Here is a 14,873-nt window from a genome sequence, read left to right as displayed (position 1 = left end):
CCGAAGGGTGAGGCGAGAGCGCCTCTCGATGTCAGCTCCTCGCCGGAAGGCTTGGGACGTGAATCCAAGCCCTCGGGGGAAGAGCGGGCGGCAAAAGCCGCCCGGCTCGATGGGTCTAGTGGCCCGTATCGACGATGCGGGGCAGGGTCTCGAACTGGTGGTAGGGCGGCGGAGAGGACAGGGTCCATTCCAGCGTCGTCGCACCTTCGCCCCACGGGTTGCCGGCGGCCTTCTCCTTGCGGACGAAGGCGTAGATCACGCCGCCGATGAAGACGAACAGACCGGCGAAGAAGATGTAGGAGCCGATCGAGGACACCAGGTTCCAGCCCGCGAACGCGTCCGGATAATCCGCGTAGCGGCGCGGCATGCCGGACAGGCCGAGGAAGTGCATCGGGAAGAACAGCACGTTGGCGCCGATGAACGCGATCCAGAAGTGCAGCTTGCCGATCCAGTCAGGCATCACGTAACCGGTGATCTTCGGGAACCAGTAGTAGATGCCCGCGAAGATAACGAACACGGCGCCGAGCGAGAGCACGTAGTGGAAGTGCGCCACCACGTAGTAGGTGTCGTGCATGTAACGGTCGATGGGTGCGTTCGCCAGCACGACGCCGGTGACGCCGCCGACCGTGAACAGGAACACGAAGCCCACGGCCCACTGCATGGCCGCCGTGAAGCGGATCGAGCCACCCCACATCGTGGCGATCCACGAGAAGATCTTCACGCCGGTGGGCACCGCGATCACCATCGTGGCGAACACGAAATAGGCCTGGGTCTGCAGCGAGAGGCCGACCGTGTACATGTGGTGCGCCCACACGACGAAGCCGACGACGCCGATCGCCACCATGGCGTAGGCCATGCCGAGATAGCCGAAGATCGGCTTCTTCGAGAAGGTGGAGATGATGTGCGACACGATGCCGAAGGCCGGCAGGATCATGATGTACACTTCGGGGTGGCCGAAGAACCAGAACAGGTGCTGGTAGAGCACCGGATCGCCGCCGCCGGCCGGATCGAAGAACGTCGTGCCGAAGTTGCGGTCGGTCAGCAGCATCGTGATCGCGCCCGCGAGAACCGGCAGCGACAGGAGCAGCAGGAACGCGGTGACCAGCATGGCCCAGGCGAAGAGCGGCATCTTGTGCAGCGTCATGCCCGGAGCGCGCATGTTGAGGATCGTGGTGATGAAGTTGATCGCCCCGAGGATCGAGGCTGCGCCCGCGAGGTGCAGGGCCAGGATGCCGAAGTCGAGAGCCGGGCCGGGATGGCCCATGGTCGAGAGCGGCGGATAGACCGTCCAGCCGCCGCCGAAGCCGAGCGAGCCCGGAGCGCCTTCGACGAAGAGCGAGCAGAGCATCAGGCAGAACGCCGAGACGGTGAGCCAGAAGGAGATGTTGTTCATCCGCGGGAAGGCCATGTCGGGCGCGCCGATCATGAGCGGGATGAACCAGTTGCCGAAGCCGCCGATCAGGGTGGGCATCACCATGAAGAACACCATGATGAGGCCGTGGCCGGTCACGAAGACGTTGAAGGCCTGCGGATTGGAGAAGAACTGCAGACCGGGCTCCTGGAGTTCCAGGCGCATGGCGATCGACAGGAGGCCGCCGACGATGCCCGCCGTGAAGCCGAAGATGAGGTAGAGGGTGCCGATGTCCTTGTGGTTCGTCGAATAGAACCAGCGCCGCCAGAACGTCGGGTGATCGTGGTGATCCGCGTGAGCGGCATCAACTGCATGTGCCATGATGCGACCTCTGTGGTCCTTGATTTTCTAAATTACTGGGCGTCGGCGAGCTGGAACGGAGCCGAACCTTCGGCTGAAGCATAACGCTGCTTCGCCTCGGCCAGCCAAGCGGCATATTGCTGCTCGCTCACGACGCGGATTTCGATCGGCATATAGGGATGGCCATTGCCGCAGAGTTCCGAGCACTGGCCGAAATAGACGCCTTCCTTCTCGGCCTTGAACCAGGTTTCGTTCAGGCGTCCGGGGATGGCGTCGACCTTGATGTAGAACGACGGCATGGCGAAGGAATGAATCACGTCCGCCGACGTTACCTGGACGCGCACGACCTTGCCGACCGGCACCACCATGGCGTTGTCGGCGCCCAGCAGGCGCGGCTGGTCGGGTTTCAGCGCGGCCGCGTCGGTGACCATGTTCGAATCGAACTTGAAGCCGCCCTGATCGGCCGGGTACTCGTAGCCCCAATACCAGGAATAGCCCGTCGCCTTGATCACGATGTCCGCCTGCGGCGGAACCAGCTGCTGGCGGAGAAGGCGGAAGGACGGGATCGCGACCGCGACGAGGATCAGCACCGGAACGATTGTCCATGCCACCTCGAGAAGAGTGTGGTGAGTGGTCCGCGAGGGAACCGGGTTCTTCCGCTCGTTGAAACGGGCGATGACCACCAGGAGCAGCGCCGCAACGAAGAGGCAGATCAGGGCGATCAGCCAAAGCAGGTAGGTGTGGAAGTTGGACACGCTCTGTCCCAACTCGGTCACCATCTCCTGCATGCCGGTTTCCCAGGGAGAGGGGCGGCCTGCGGCAGCCCATGCCTCACTTATGCCCAACACAAGTGCGACCGCTGCCGTGGAGAGGGCGGTCACCGATCGACGTCCAGTCTCGATCCGCATCGGCGTTCCAAAGCTCCTAAAGATATGGTGGCCGGGAGGCCACGAAAGCATAAAGGATACGACGCGGGCGTGCGAATAGCGGCGCCCGGCTTGCGCCATCACCTTTGATCCACGTCAAAGACCACAGTACGCGCCGAAGCGCAACGGTTCCGAGGCCGCAATTTGTGCGTCATAACCGCCAAAAGCGATTGTGGTCCCCACATATCTCCCTCTCGCTTGACATTATAGCCTCTGCCATGGTCCCAACGGGCCGAGGATTTGGATCGGAGCGGCCGCGCCGCTGCCCTTGATAGAGGGTTCATGCAAGGAGAAACCGATGGGCGTTTCACGATGGGTCCGCTACGGGGTGACGGCATTCCTTGGCCTGTCAGCCTTGGCCGCTGCGAGTGGCGCCGGTGCCCAAGGGATGGTGAAGAACACCTATGGCGACTGGCAGATGCGCTGCGAGACCCCCGCGGGAGCCACTGCCGAGCAATGCGCCCTCGTTCAGAACGTGGTGGCGGAGGACCGGCCTAACGTCACCCTCGTCATTATTGTGTTGAAAACCGCCGACGGCAAAAGCCGCCTCCTCCGCGTCGTCGCGCCGCTTGGTATTCTTCTGCCGTCCGGGCTGGGCCTGAAGATCGACCAGACGGATATCGGCCGGGCGGGGTTCGTGCGCTGCCTGGCCACGGGTTGCGTTGCCGAGGTTGTCATGGAAGATAATCTCATCAATCAGATGAAGACCGGGCAGTCCGCCACCTTCATCGTGTTCCAGACGCCCGAGGAGGGCATCGGAATTCCCGTGTCGCTGAACGGATTCGCGACCGGCTTCGATGCGCTTCCTTAAAGAGACAAGACGGCAGGAAGAGAGCCGGGGGAGTTCGATGATAAAGGGTTTGGGTGCAAAGGCCGGTGTGGCATTGGCCGTTCTGGGCGTTTCGACTCTGGCCGGGTGCACGTCTTCCGGCGAGGGCGGCGGCATGGGCATCGGCGAAATGCTGCTGACGGGCGGCGCGTCGCTCGCGCCGGTACAGGCCAAGGCTCTGGACGATGTGTATTGCCCGCCGGTGACGGTCTTCGAAGGGGGCTCCACGATCCGGTCCGGAGATTCGTCGTCTCCGCGCAGCCAGATCGCGATCGCCAATCTCGCCCGCGAATGCGTGGGGCAGCCGGACGGGTCGACCCTGGTGAAGGTCGGCGTCGAGGCCCGCGCCCTCCTGGGCTCCGGCGGATCGGCGGGGCGCTACAATGTCCCGGTCCAGTTCGTGGTGAAGGACGGTTCGACCGTCATCGCGAACAGAAGCCGCAGCGGCGTAGCGACCATTCCGGCCGGCAGCACCCAGGCGAGCGTGACCGTCGTCGAGGACAACATCGTCGTGCCCGCGGCGCTCGTCAACACCTTCGAGATCGAAGTCGGGCTCGGCGCCCGGGGCCGGCGCGGCTAGACCATCGAACGTGAAAAGTGGATCCACTTTTGGGATTCAATCCGATGCTCCACTCCTTAAACGGCGCATCGTTCGGAGCGGACCCGAAGGGCCATGTTCGTGAAAACCGGGTCCACTTTTCGCTCGCGCGGCCCGCTGGGTCCGCACGATGCGCTAGAGCCTTTTCCGCAAAAGTGGATGCCGGTTTTGCGAAGAAAAGGCGTCTTTCTCAAACAACAGGAGCCTTTTCCATGAACCGAAGTTCATGGAAAAGGCTCTAGGAGCGGGTGACGGAACCCGCCCTCTGGTTCAAGGGCATTGCGAGAACCTTGTCGATCCGGCGCTCGTCCAGGTCCACCACCTCGAAGCGCCAGCCGAGCGCGTCCACCTGCTCGCCCGTGCCGGGCAGGCGCTGCAATTCGCTGATCACCAGCCCGCCGACCGTGTGATAGCTGCGGGCCTCGGGCAGGGGCACGCCCAGGACGTCCGCCATTTCGTCGACCGGCATGGACCCCGCGAGCAGCCAGGAGCCGTCCTCACGGCGCACGGCATCGGGCTCGGGCGTCTCGCCGTCGGACCGGAAGGCGCCGACGATCGCCTCCAGGGCGTCCGCCGGCGTGACGACGCCCTCGAAATGCCCGTACTCGTCATGGACGAGGGCCATGGGCACCTCCGAATCGCGCAGAACCGCAAGCGCATCGAGAGCATACAGGGTGTCGGGAATGACAGGGGCGGTTTGGATGTGGGGGCGGATGTCCAGGGCCTGATCCGAGAGCATGGCGGCCAGGAGATCCCGTGACTGAACGACACCGATGATGTTGTCGGGAGAACCTTCGCTGACGGGCAGGCGGGAATGGGGGGTCTCCAGCAGGAAGCTGCGGATCGCCTCCGGGTCGTCGGCGACGTCGATCCAGTCCACGTCCGTGCGCGGGGTCATGAGGCCGCGCACCGTCCGGTCGCCGAGGCGCAGGACGCCGGAGATCATGCGCCGCTCCTGCTCTTCGATCACGCCGGCGCTCTCGGCCTCCCCGACGAGCATCTTGATCTCTTCTTCGGTCACGGTCGTTTCCTCGCGCGAGGACGTGCCCAGGAGGCTGAAGATGAAGCGCGTCGAGGCATTCAGAAGCCATACGGCGGGGGCGGCGACCTTCGAGAGCACCAGCATCAGCGGGGCCATCGTGCAGGCGATGCCCTCGGGATGACGAAGCGCAAGCTGCTTGGGCACCAGCTCGCCGACGACGATCGACAGGTAGGTGATGAGGCCGATCACGACGCCGAACCCGAGGGGCTCGGCAAACCCGTCCGGTACGCCCTCGGCGCGGAGGATATGAGTCAGGCGATCGCCAAGGGCCGCGCCCGAGAAGGCGCCTGCCAGAATACCGACGAGGGTGATGCCGATCTGGACCGTGGACAGGAAGCGCCCCGAATCCTCCATGAGGGCAAGGGCCGTGTTGGCCCCGGAGCGGCCCTGTTCGGCCATGGCCTTCAGGCGGGGCCTGCGGGCCGAAACGATAGCGAGTTCTGAAAGCGCGAAGACGCCGTTCAGGGCGACGAGAGCAAGAGCGATGACCAGTTCGAGCAACGGTGCCAGGAGCTGCCGACCGGATCAGGCCGCGCTTTCCCCTTCTGTGGATGGTGACCCTAACATGAGGGTTCCGACGCAATCCGTCAATTAAGCCGGGGAGAGATCCGATGCGGCACCCTGATTTGTTGACAGGATCCGATTTCCTCTTCAGAGCTAAAGGCGCCGATGATCCCCGCGGAAGAGACCGGGCTTTCCAAGTCCGGCGCCGAAGGCGCAACCGCCCCGGAAACGCTCAGGCCAAAGGACCGCGCGGGAGCTGGCACTCTGGAAAGCGGCGATGCATGCAAACGCGTCGCCCACCGACGGGCGTAACCTGCCGCTTAGAGCGGTTTGGGAAATCTCTCAGGTCTCGGGACAGAGGGGGCGCAGAGCAACGGGCCGCAAGGCCCGATGAAACGCGCATCTTTGAGGAATCCGATGGCCGAGCCCGAGCACAGCGACCAGCCGCTTCTGCAAACCCCGCTTCATGCCGCCCATGTGGCGCTTGGCGCTCGCATGGTGCCCTTCGCCGGCTACGACATGCCGGTGCAGTACCCCACTGGCATCCTGACCGAGCACACCTGGACCCGCGAGCATGCGGGCCTGTTCGACGTGTCCCATATGGGCCAGGCTTTCCTCGTGGCCGAGGACAAGAGCCACGAAACCGTCGCCAAGGCGCTCGAAGCCCTGATCCCCGCCGATGTGCTGAGCCTCAAGCCCAACCAGCAGCGCTATTCCCAGCTCATGGCCGAGGATGGCGGCATTCTCGACGACCTCATGGTCACCCGCGTCGGCGCGCCGGGACACGAGGGCTGGCTCTATCTCGTGGTGAATGCCTCCATGAAGGCGGCGGATTACGCCCATATCCAGGCGCGGCTGCCCAAGGGCGTCACGCTCGCCCCCAAGGATGACCTCGCGCTCATGGCTCTCCAGGGCCCGTCCGCCCAGAGCGTGCTGGCCAAGCTCGCGCCGGATGTCGCCGAGCTGCCCTTCATGATGTCCGCGGACGTGCAGATCGACGGCATCGCGTGCCATGTGTCGCGTTCGGGCTACACGGGCGAGGACGGCTTCGAGATTTCGTGCCGCGCCGACGACGCGGCGAGGCTTTGGGACCGGCTCCTGTCCGACCCGGAGGTAAAGCCCATCGGCCTCGGCGCGCGTGATTCGCTGCGTCTCGAGGCGGGGCTGTGCCTCTACGGCCACGATATCGACGCCGCGACTTCGCCCATCGAGGCCGGCCTGATCTGGTCGATCCAGAAGCGCCGCCGCGAGGAAGGCGGCTTCCCTGGCGCCTCGCGCATCCAGCGCGAGATCAAGGACGGTCCCGCCCGCGTGCGGGTCGGCATCAGGCCCGAGGGCCGGGCTCCGGCCCGCGAAGGCGCCACCATCATCACGCCCGACGGGCGCGAGGTCGGCATCGTGACCTCCGGCGGATTCGGTCCGACCGTCAACGCTCCGGTCGCCATGGGCTATGTGTCGAAGGACGTGTCCGCCCTCGGTACGGACCTCCATCTCGTCGTCCGCGGCAAGCCGCTTCCCGCCAAGGTCGCGGCCATGCCGTTCGCACCGCATCGTTACAAGCGCTAACACCCAGAGGAATTGATCATGACCACGCGTTACACCAAGGATCACGAATATGTCCGCGTCGAAGGCGACGCCGGGATCGTCGGCATCTCCGACTACGCCCAGAGCCAGCTCGGCGATGTCGTCTTCGTGGAGCTGCCGAGCGTCGGCAAGACGCTCGCGAAGGGTGACGAGGCCGCCGTTGTCGAAAGCGTGAAGGCCGCCAGCGAGGTTTATGCCCCGGTTTCCGGCGAGGTCGTCGAGGTCAACAGCGAACTCGAAGCCGCGCCCGGCACCGTGAACGAGGATCCGGCCGGCCGCGGCTGGTTCATGAAGATCCGCCTCACGAACCAGAGCGAGCTCGACGGCCTCCTGACCGAAGAGCAGTACCAGGAATTCGTGAAGTCGATTTCTTAAACCACGGGAGATCCCGATGTCGCACGTCTACACGGCCCATGTGCGCTGGATGCGCGGAGAGGACGAGGTCTTCTCCGACAACCGCTACAGCCGCGCGCATCGGTGGTCGTTCGACGGCGGCATCGACGTCGTGGCGTCGGCATCGCCCCTGGTGGTGCCGCTGCCTCTCTCCCGCGAAGACGCGGTCGATCCCGAAGAGGCATTCGTGGCGGCGGTGTCGAGCTGCCACATGCTCACCTTTCTCGGGATCGCCGCCAAGAAGCGCTTCGTCGTCGACGCTTACGAGGACAAGGCGCTGGGCCTCATGACGCCGAACGAGAAGGGCAAGCTCTTCATTTCCAGGATCACCCTCGATCCCGTCATCGCGTTCTCCGGCGACAGGGTCCCGACGCCAGAACAGATCGCCGACATGCATCACCTCGCCCACAAGGAATGCTTCATTGCCAACTCCGTGCTCACGGACGTCGTGGTGGCGGGCATCCCCACGCACTGAACCAAGGTTTTAACCGATGCGTTATCTGCCTCTCTCCGACACCGACCGCAGCGAGATGCTCGCGCGCGCCGGCGTCAAAACGGTGGACGAGTTGTTCGCCGACGTGCCGAAGAATCTGCTTCTGAAGGAACCGCTCGATCTGCCTCGCCACAAGGGCGAGCTGGAGGTGGAGCGTATCCTGTCCCGCATGTCCGCCAGGAACGTTCCTGCCTCATCCGTGCCGTTCTTCGTGGGCGCGGGCGCCTATAAGCACCATGTTCCGGCGACTGTCGACCACCTGATCCAGCGGTCCGAGTTTCTGACGAGCTATACGCCCTATCAGCCGGAGATCGCTCAGGGCACGCTGCAATACCTCTTCGAGTTCCAGACCCAGGTCGCCGCTCTCACCGGCATGGATGTGGCGAACGCCTCCATGTATGACGGATCCACGGGCACGGGCGAGGCGGTGCTCATGGCGCACCGCGTCACGAAGCGCCGCAAGGCGGTGCTGTCCGGCGGCCTGCACCCGCATTATGCCGAGGTGGTGCGCACCCTTTCCGACATGGCGAGCGACCATGTCGTGACCATGCAGCCGGATGTTGCGGGCACCGAGGACATCCTCTCGCAGATCGACGACAGCGTTTCCTGCGTCGTGGTTCAGTCGCCGGACGTGTTCGGCAACCTGCGCGACCTGAAGCCGATCGCCGAGAAGGCGCACAAGCATGGGGCGCTGCTGATCGCGGTCTTCACGGAAGCCGTGTCGCTCGGCCTCGTGGCCTCGCCCGGCAGCCAGGGCGCCGATATCGTGGTGGGCGAGGGCCAGTCCATCGGCAATGCGCTGAATTTCGGCGGTCCCTATGTAGGCCTTTTCGCGACCCAGTCGAAGTTCGTTCGCCAGATGCCCGGCCGCCTGTGCGGCGAGACGGTGGACGCGGACGGAAACCGCGGCTTCGTGCTCACCCTTTCCACGCGCGAGCAGCATATCCGCCGCGACAAGGCGACATCGAATATCTGCACCAATTCAGGCCTTTGCGCGCTGGCTTTCACCATTCACATGACCTTGCTCGGCGAGGCCGGCTTGAAGCGCCTCGCTCGCGTCAATCATGCCAACGCCGTCAAGCTCGCCGATCAGCTCGGCGCCGTGAAGGGCGCCGAGGTTCTCAACAGGACCTTCTTCAACGAGTTCACCGTGAAACTCGCCAAACCCGCCGCGGAAGTGGTCGAGCGCCTGGTCGCGAAGGGCGTGCTCGCGGGCGTGCCCGTCTCGCGCCTGCTGCCGGGTGCCGGCCTCGACGACCTGCTGCTCGTGGCCTCCACCGAAGTGAACACCGATGATGATCGCGCGGCCTTCGTCGCCGCCTTGAAGGAGGTTCTGTGATGTTGAACCGCCAGGGACGTCCCACCACAGCCGGTCAGGCCGGCACGACCGAGCACCCGACTTTTACGGGCAACAAGGCGCTGGCGCAGGTCGAGCCGCTGCTCTTCGAGATCGGTCGCTATGACACCACCGGCGTCGACATCGACGAGCCGGAGGATTTCGAGCCGCGCCTCGGCGGCCTGGAGCGCAAGGAGGCGATGGGTCTTCCGGGCCTCTCCGAGCCGGAGACCATGCGCCATTACGTGCGTCTGTCGCAGATGAACTACGGGATCGATACGGGCCTGTTCCCGCTCGGCTCCTGCACCATGAAGCACAATGCGCGCCTCAACGAGCGCATGGCGCGCCTGCCGGGCTTCTCCGACGTGCATCCGCTGCAGCCGGTTTCCACCGTGCAGGGCGCACTGGAGCTTATGAACGAGCTCGGCCACTATCTCGTCACGCTCACCAACATGACCGCCGTGGCGCTCTCGCCGAAGGCCGGGGCGCATGGCGAATTGTGCGGCATGATGGCGATCAAGGCCGCCATCGAGGCGCGCGGCGAGGGCAAGACCCGCAACGTGGTTCTGGTGCCCGACTCGGCCCATGGCACGAACCCGGCGACCGCCGCGCTGATCGGCTTCGTCGTGAAGCCCGTTCCCGCCCGTGAGGACGGTTTCGTGCATGTGGACGACGTGAAGGAGCGCCTCGGGCCGGACGTGGCCGCGATCATGCTCACGAATCCCAATACCTGCGGTCTCTTTGAGCCGCAGGTCGCCGAGATCGCGAAGGCGATTCACGAGGCGGGCGCCTATTTCTATTGCGACGGCGCGAACTTCAACGCCATCGTCGGCAAGGCGCGTCCGGGCGATCTCGGCGTCGACGCGATGCACATCAACCTCCACAAGACCTTCTCGACGCCTCACGGCGGCGGCGGTCCGGGTTCCGGTCCGGTGGTGCTCTCCGAGCGTCTCGCGCCTTATGCGCCCGTGCCGTTCGTGCGCATGGGCAAGGACGCCTTCGAACTGGTGGAGCAGGCCTCCGATGCGGCCGAGAAGCCTTTCGGCCGCATGACGGCCTTCCACGGCCAGATGGGCATGTATGTGCGCGCACTGTCCTACATGCTCTCGCATGGCGCGGACGGCATGAAGCAGGCGTCGGAAGATGCGGTGCTCAACGCCAACTATATCCGCGCGGGCCTGTCGGACCTCATGTCGCTGCCCTTCGGCGACAAGCCGTGCATGCACGAGGTGCTGTTCGACGACGCATGGCTCAAGGACACGGGCGTGACGACGCTCGACGTGGCGAAAGCCATGATCGACGAAGGCTATCATCCGATGACCATGTACTTCCCGCTGGTCGTGCACGGCGCGATGCTGATCGAGCCGACGGAATCGGAATCGAAGGCGTCGCTGGATCTTTTCATCGCGACGTTGCGCGATCTCGCGATGGCGGCAAAGAACGGCGAGACGGAGCGCTTCACCGGCGCGCCCTACCACGCCCCGCGCCGTCGTCTCGACGAAACCCGCGCCGCCCGCAACCCGGTGCTCAAGTGGACGCCGCCCGCACCGGTGGCCGAAGCGGCGGAGTGAAGATCGCTACCAAGCGCAAATGCCCGGCCATGAGCCGGGCATTTTCATGAGGCGAGCGGAGGCCGCCGCGCTCATCCTCCGCCATATCGCGGCTCGGGCTTCTCGCCTTCGCGGGGGTAATGCGGTTCTACGCGCGGGCCCGCGCCGTGATCGCCAGATCCGCCATGTTCGAAATCGTGACAGGCGCGCCCGCCCGCCGAAGCTGCTCGGCATGGCCGGGGCCGCAATGTCCCCCGCCGGTGAAGCCGATGACACGCATCCCGGCAGCGACCGCCGCCTGAACGCCCGCGGGTGAATCCTCGATCACGAGGCATTCTTCCGGCCGCGCTCCCATCTGCCGGGCCGCGAAAAGGAACAGGTCCGGTGCCGGCTTTCCGCGGGCGACCTGCGTGGCGCTGAAGACGTTGTCGAAGAGGTCCGCCAGTCCGGTCACACGCAGCGACAGGGCAATGCGTTCCGGCGCGGAGGATGAGGCGACGCAGCGCGGATGGGACAGGGACCGGATGGCCTCGCCCACGCCTGCAATCGGCTTCAGGTCCGTCTCGAAGCGCGCGAAGAGGGCGCTGTTGACCCGCTCGGCAAAATCGCCCGGCAGCGTGCAGCCGTGATCCGCTTCGATGCGGCCGATCATGTCCCTCATGCTCTTGCCCACGAATTGCCGCGTGATCTCGTCCGCCGTGTAGGGCAGACCGAGAGCGGTCAGAACGTCGGCGTCGACCTGACTGGCGAGGGGCTCGGAATCGACCAGAACGCCGTCGCAGTCGAAGATCAGCAGCATGATGGAACTCGCATGAAATCGGCAGAGGGAAGCGTAGCTCTACCATCGCCGGCACGCGGGAGAAAGGACCGGAGATCCTGGAGCATCGAACCGGAAAAGTGGTGACCGGTCTTGCGTGAAAAGATGCTCACAAACAGAGGCTGACAGCATCGGATAGGGGTTCGATGTCACACCCGATGCTGGTGGCCGAAAGACCCGCTCGGATCCGATCCTGGAGCCGGTGCCGGGCAACGGCCGAGCCTGCCCTTGGAGCGGCGCTTGGGCCGGCTCATAGGTAAAATCTATAGCATCGGAAGGAATTTCGTGTTGGTCCTCATCCGGGTCTGCGTCCCATAGTGGGGAAAATTCGCCTCCGCTTCGAGCGTGAGGTCGGTTCCAAACGGTTGGATGAACGCATGCCTCAAGGGGGAGTTTCAGTGGAGTCCGTGTCTCTGAATAAGACCTCTGATAACGACGATCATTACTTCTATGAGCCCGCCCTGGGGCACGGGTTGCCCCACGATCCGTTCAAGGCGATCGTCTGCCCTCGTCCGATCGGCTGGATCTCCACGTGCGATTCCAAGGGCCGGGCCAATATCGCGCCCTACAGCTTCTTCAACGCGGTCTGCGATGCGCCTCCGGCCGTCGCCTTCGCCAGCGACGGATGGAAGGACAGCGCCCGGAACATCGCGGAGACGGGCGAATTCGCGTTCAACTTCGTCACGCACGAGCACGCGCAGCTCATGAACCGGTCCTCCGTCCGGTTCGAGAAGGGCACCGACGAGTTCTCCGAGGTGGAGATAGAACGCAGGGCCTGCCGGAAGATCTCCGTGCCGTGCGTGGCGAACAGCCCTGCCGTGCTCGAATGCAAGCTGATGAACATCGTCGAGCTGCACGATATCGAAGGCCGGAAGACCGAGTACAAGCTCGTGATCGGCCAGGTCGTCGGCGTCCACATCGACCGCGCGTTCCTGCGGAACGGATTGTTCGACTTCGCGGCCACGCGGCCCATCATGCGCGCAGGGTACCGGGGCGAATATGTTCAGGTCGCTCCGGATGCGCTCTTCACCATGCTGCGCCCGCCCGAATCCTATCTCTGAAGTCCCGGCGTTCCGGCAGTTCCTCCATGAAGGGCCCCGGTCAGGCCGGCCGCTTGGAGATGAGGCTCGGGTGGCTGTCGAGGATCATCTGATGGACGACGTCCCGAATTGTCTCCTCGGCCGCCGACAGGGTGCGGTCGGTGTTCCAGACCAGATTGAGCTCCCGGGTGACGGCTGGCGAGACGATCCGTCTGGCGCTCAGCCGCCCCTGGCTCACTCCGTCGCGGACGCTGTCCAGCGGGAGCACCGCAACGCCGATCTCTCTTTCCGCCAGCTGCTTGACCACGGATACCGCCTGGATCTCATGGCTGATGGAGAGCGGGATGCTGTTCCCCTCGGCGAGCTTGTTCATCTGGGCCTTCAGTCCATGCGGGGCGCCTGAACCGTTGCCGAGCAGGATGAGGCGGTACTGAGCCAGTTCCGAGAAGTCGATGGGGTCGGTCGTCTTGCCGATCACCTTCGGGCTGCCGACGGCATACAAATTCTCTTCGAACAGACGCGTCGCGGTGATGTTCTGGGCCTTCGCAAGATCATAGCCGCTGATCACGGCGAAACTGATTCCTTCGCTCGCCTTCGAGATGCGGGCGAGGAGGGATGAGCTCAGATCCTCGATCACATTGATCGAAATGCCCGGATAGTCGCGCGAGCAGCGCTCGATGGCGGAAGCCGAGATCGCTTCGCTGAGACCGGGCGTCAGCCCCAGCGTCACCTGCCCCCTCAGGCCCTCCTCGTAGTCCCGCACCGCATTCCGCGCTTCGGCGACATATTCCAGAATAGTCCTAGCCTTGTTGAAGAAAATACGTCCCGTCTCGGTCGGCTCGACGCCACGGGAATGCCGCACGAGGAGATTAGCCTTCAGTTCTGCTTCTAGGTTTTTGATCTGCTCGCCGATCGCCGGTTGGGATATACGCAGAACCTCCGCCGCCTTCGTGAAGCTGCGCAGTTCGATCACCTTTACAAAGTAGGAGAGCTGACGGAGCTCCATTGCCGGGTTCCTATCTCACCTGACCGCGCCTTCGTAATCTCGCGCCTATCTATATCACGGTTGCTTCGCCGAACGCCAACTGGCCCCTCTTTCCGCCAGTGCCCATGGTCCGACACCTTTGGCTCGCATAGGTATTTCCGATTGGATTCCTTCTCCCGCGATTTCTATGCTGATCGAAGTAACAGGGTGAGGAACGATGACCGAAACCGCCACCGCACTGATTCAGAGACGGACAGGTTCTTCGGCTCTGGTTCTCGATCATGTCTCCAAGGCCTATGCCACCGAAGACGGTGGGATTCTGGCGGTTGCGGATATCTCCATCAAGGTTCCGGAAGGGGAGTTCCTGTCCATCATCGGCCCGAGCGGCTGTGGCAAGTCGACCCTGTTCCGGATCCTGGGCGGCCTGGTCGACGACTGGAGCGGCATGGTGCTGGTGAACGGCAAGCCCGTCGCGACAGCCGACCGGGCCATCGGGATGGTCTTCCAGGAAGATTCGACGTTTCCCTGGCGCACGGTGCTCGAGAATGTGGAGTTCCCGCTGGAGGTGTCCGGCGTCGACAAGGCCGAGCGAAGGGAGCGCGCCCGCTATTTCCTGGAACTCGTCGGCCTCCAGGGTTTCGAGAACCGCTACCCGGCGCAGCTCTCGGGCGGCATGCGCCAGCGCACGGCGATTGCCCGCACGCTGGCCTACGAGCCGCGTATCCTTCTGATGGACGAGCCGTTTGCCGCGCTGGACGAACAGACCCGGCTGCTCCTGGGTGACAAGGTTCTGCAGCTGCACAGCAAGCTCAATCAGACGACGGTGCTGATCACGCACAACATCACCGAGGCCGTGCAGCTGTCGGACAGGGTCGCGATCATGACCTACCGGCCGGGACGGATCAAACGGATGCTCGACATCAATCTGCCACGGCCGCGCAGCTCAGAAATCGTGTCGAGCGAGCAGTTCGGGCGCTACGTGGCGTCGATCTGGGGCGACCTAAGGGAAGAAGCCAGCAAGGGACTGGCCGCATCGGAACGATAAAAACCGTAAGGGAGGACTTG

The 14,873-nt window shown here is 64.3% G+C and carries 14 protein-coding genes and 1 riboswitch; of the genes, 9 read left to right on the top strand and 5 right to left on the bottom strand.

Annotated elements, in window-relative coordinates; translation table 11 throughout:
- Positions 1 to 115 precede the first annotated feature (115 nt).
- On the bottom strand, positions 116 to 1,732 hold the full coding sequence (ctaD, locus tag RE429_RS28340) for a cytochrome c oxidase subunit I (RefSeq protein ID WP_370434403.1): 1,617 nt from the start codon (positions 1,730 to 1,732) through the stop codon (positions 116 to 118).
- Positions 1,733 to 1,764: 32 nt separating this feature from the next.
- Positions 1,765 to 2,619, bottom strand: coding sequence for a cytochrome c oxidase subunit II (gene coxB, locus RE429_RS28335; protein WP_414475048.1), 855 nt, complete (start codon positions 2,617 to 2,619; stop codon positions 1,765 to 1,767).
- Positions 2,620 to 2,935: 316 nt separating this feature from the next.
- Between coxB and RE429_RS28330 the strand changes: the two genes are divergently transcribed.
- Both RE429_RS28330 and RE429_RS28325 read left to right on the top strand, forming a co-directional pair.
- Positions 2,936 to 3,448 (top strand): invasion associated locus B family protein, encoded by a 513-nt coding sequence (locus RE429_RS28330; RefSeq protein ID WP_414475047.1) that lies wholly within the window; start codon positions 2,936 to 2,938, stop codon positions 3,446 to 3,448.
- A gap of 37 nt (positions 3,449 to 3,485) precedes the next feature.
- Complete coding sequence (locus RE429_RS28325; protein ID WP_414475046.1) at positions 3,486 to 4,046, top strand: hypothetical protein; 561 nt, start codon at positions 3,486 to 3,488, stop codon at positions 4,044 to 4,046.
- A 256-nt stretch (positions 4,047 to 4,302) separates the two neighbouring features.
- Here the strand turns inward: RE429_RS28325 and RE429_RS28320 are convergent, their stop codons facing one another.
- The gene (locus RE429_RS28320; protein WP_414475045.1) at positions 4,303 to 5,607 is read right to left on the bottom strand and encodes a hemolysin family protein; all 1,305 of its coding nucleotides are present in this window, start codon (positions 5,605 to 5,607) and stop codon (positions 4,303 to 4,305) included.
- Between the two features lie 168 nt (positions 5,608 to 5,775).
- A riboswitch (glycine riboswitch) is annotated at positions 5,776 to 5,868 on the top strand.
- Between the two features lie 159 nt (positions 5,869 to 6,027).
- Here RE429_RS28320 and gcvT point away from each other — a divergent pair.
- Genes gcvT through gcvPB form a run of 5 tightly spaced genes read left to right on the top strand, consistent with a single transcriptional unit; the run spans position 6,028 to position 10,987 of the window.
- Entirely contained in the window at positions 6,028 to 7,176 is a 1,149-nt protein-coding gene (gene gcvT, locus RE429_RS28315) for a glycine cleavage system aminomethyltransferase GcvT (RefSeq protein WP_414475044.1), read from the top strand.
- Positions 7,177 to 7,194: 18 nt separating this feature from the next.
- Positions 7,195 to 7,569: a glycine cleavage system protein GcvH gene (gene gcvH, locus RE429_RS28310; RefSeq protein WP_414475043.1), complete on the top strand. Its 375-nt coding sequence runs from the start codon at positions 7,195 to 7,197 to the stop codon at positions 7,567 to 7,569.
- A 16-nt stretch (positions 7,570 to 7,585) separates the two neighbouring features.
- Positions 7,586 to 8,062, top strand: a complete 477-nt coding sequence (locus RE429_RS28305) for an OsmC family protein (protein ID WP_414475042.1) — start codon at positions 7,586 to 7,588, stop codon at positions 8,060 to 8,062.
- A 16-nt stretch (positions 8,063 to 8,078) separates the two neighbouring features.
- Positions 8,079 to 9,419: an aminomethyl-transferring glycine dehydrogenase subunit GcvPA gene (gcvPA, locus tag RE429_RS28300; RefSeq protein ID WP_414475041.1), complete on the top strand. Its 1,341-nt coding sequence runs from the start codon at positions 8,079 to 8,081 to the stop codon at positions 9,417 to 9,419.
- Positions 9,419 to 10,987 carry an aminomethyl-transferring glycine dehydrogenase subunit GcvPB gene (gene gcvPB / locus RE429_RS28295; protein WP_414475040.1) on the top strand — a complete coding sequence of 523 codons (1,569 nt, stop codon included), beginning with the start codon at positions 9,419 to 9,421 and terminating at the stop codon, positions 10,985 to 10,987. Before gcvPA ends, gcvPB begins: the two co-directional genes overlap by 1 nt.
- Before the next feature lie 127 nt (positions 10,988 to 11,114).
- On the opposite strand, the gene RE429_RS28290 is transcribed toward gcvPB, so the two are convergent.
- Positions 11,115 to 11,765: an HAD family hydrolase gene (locus RE429_RS28290; protein ID WP_414475039.1), complete on the bottom strand. Its 651-nt coding sequence runs from the start codon at positions 11,763 to 11,765 to the stop codon at positions 11,115 to 11,117.
- A gap of 425 nt (positions 11,766 to 12,190) precedes the next feature.
- On the opposite strand from RE429_RS28290, the gene RE429_RS28285 reads away from it, so the two are divergent.
- Complete coding sequence (locus RE429_RS28285; protein ID WP_414475038.1) at positions 12,191 to 12,844, top strand: flavin reductase family protein; 654 nt, start codon at positions 12,191 to 12,193, stop codon at positions 12,842 to 12,844.
- Positions 12,845 to 12,884: 40 nt separating this feature from the next.
- Here RE429_RS28285 and RE429_RS28280 read toward each other — a convergent pair whose 3' ends face one another.
- Positions 12,885 to 13,829 carry a LysR family transcriptional regulator gene (locus tag RE429_RS28280; protein WP_414475037.1) on the bottom strand — a complete coding sequence of 315 codons (945 nt, stop codon included), beginning with the start codon at positions 13,827 to 13,829 and terminating at the stop codon, positions 12,885 to 12,887.
- A gap of 196 nt (positions 13,830 to 14,025) precedes the next feature.
- Between RE429_RS28280 and RE429_RS28275 the strand changes: the two genes are divergently transcribed.
- Entirely contained in the window at positions 14,026 to 14,853 is an 828-nt protein-coding gene (locus tag RE429_RS28275) for an ABC transporter ATP-binding protein (RefSeq protein ID WP_414475036.1), read from the top strand.
- Positions 14,854 to 14,873 lie beyond the last annotated feature (20 nt).

Origin of the sequence: Microvirga sp. M2 (assembly GCF_047497095.1) — a bacterium.
Taxonomy (GTDB): Bacteria; Pseudomonadota; Alphaproteobacteria; order Rhizobiales; family Beijerinckiaceae; genus Microvirga.
The sequence above is the reverse complement of the archived record's forward strand: the minus strand, read 5'-3'. Positions and strand labels throughout refer to the sequence as shown.

What these genes read in the sequence shown, in the direction of transcription:
- gcvT (WP_414475044.1), top strand. Translation starts at nt 6,028, where the DNA reads ATGGCCGAGCCCGAGCACAGCGACCAGCCGCTTCTGCAAACCCCGCTT.
- RE429_RS28305 (WP_414475042.1), top strand. Translation starts at nt 7,586, where the DNA reads ATGTCGCACGTCTACACGGCCCATGTGCGCTGGATGCGCGGAGAGGAC.
- RE429_RS28330 (WP_414475047.1), top strand. Translation starts at nt 2,936, where the DNA reads ATGGGCGTTTCACGATGGGTCCGCTACGGGGTGACGGCATTCCTTGGC.
- ctaD (WP_370434403.1), bottom strand. Translation starts at nt 1,732, where the DNA reads ATGGCACATGCAGTTGATGCCGCTCACGCGGATCACCACGATCACCCG.
- gcvPA (WP_414475041.1), top strand. Translation starts at nt 8,079, where the DNA reads ATGCGTTATCTGCCTCTCTCCGACACCGACCGCAGCGAGATGCTCGCG.
- RE429_RS28275 (WP_414475036.1), top strand. Translation starts at nt 14,026, where the DNA reads ATGACCGAAACCGCCACCGCACTGATTCAGAGACGGACAGGTTCTTCG.
- RE429_RS28325 (WP_414475046.1), top strand. Translation starts at nt 3,486, where the DNA reads ATGATAAAGGGTTTGGGTGCAAAGGCCGGTGTGGCATTGGCCGTTCTG.
- RE429_RS28290 (WP_414475039.1), bottom strand. Translation starts at nt 11,765, where the DNA reads ATGCTGCTGATCTTCGACTGCGACGGCGTTCTGGTCGATTCCGAGCCC.
- coxB (WP_414475048.1), bottom strand. Translation starts at nt 2,619, where the DNA reads ATGCGGATCGAGACTGGACGTCGATCGGTGACCGCCCTCTCCACGGCA.
- gcvPB (WP_414475040.1), top strand. Translation starts at nt 9,419, where the DNA reads ATGTTGAACCGCCAGGGACGTCCCACCACAGCCGGTCAGGCCGGCACG.
- RE429_RS28280 (WP_414475037.1), bottom strand. Translation starts at nt 13,829, where the DNA reads ATGGAGCTCCGTCAGCTCTCCTACTTTGTAAAGGTGATCGAACTGCGC.
- gcvH (WP_414475043.1), top strand. Translation starts at nt 7,195, where the DNA reads ATGACCACGCGTTACACCAAGGATCACGAATATGTCCGCGTCGAAGGC.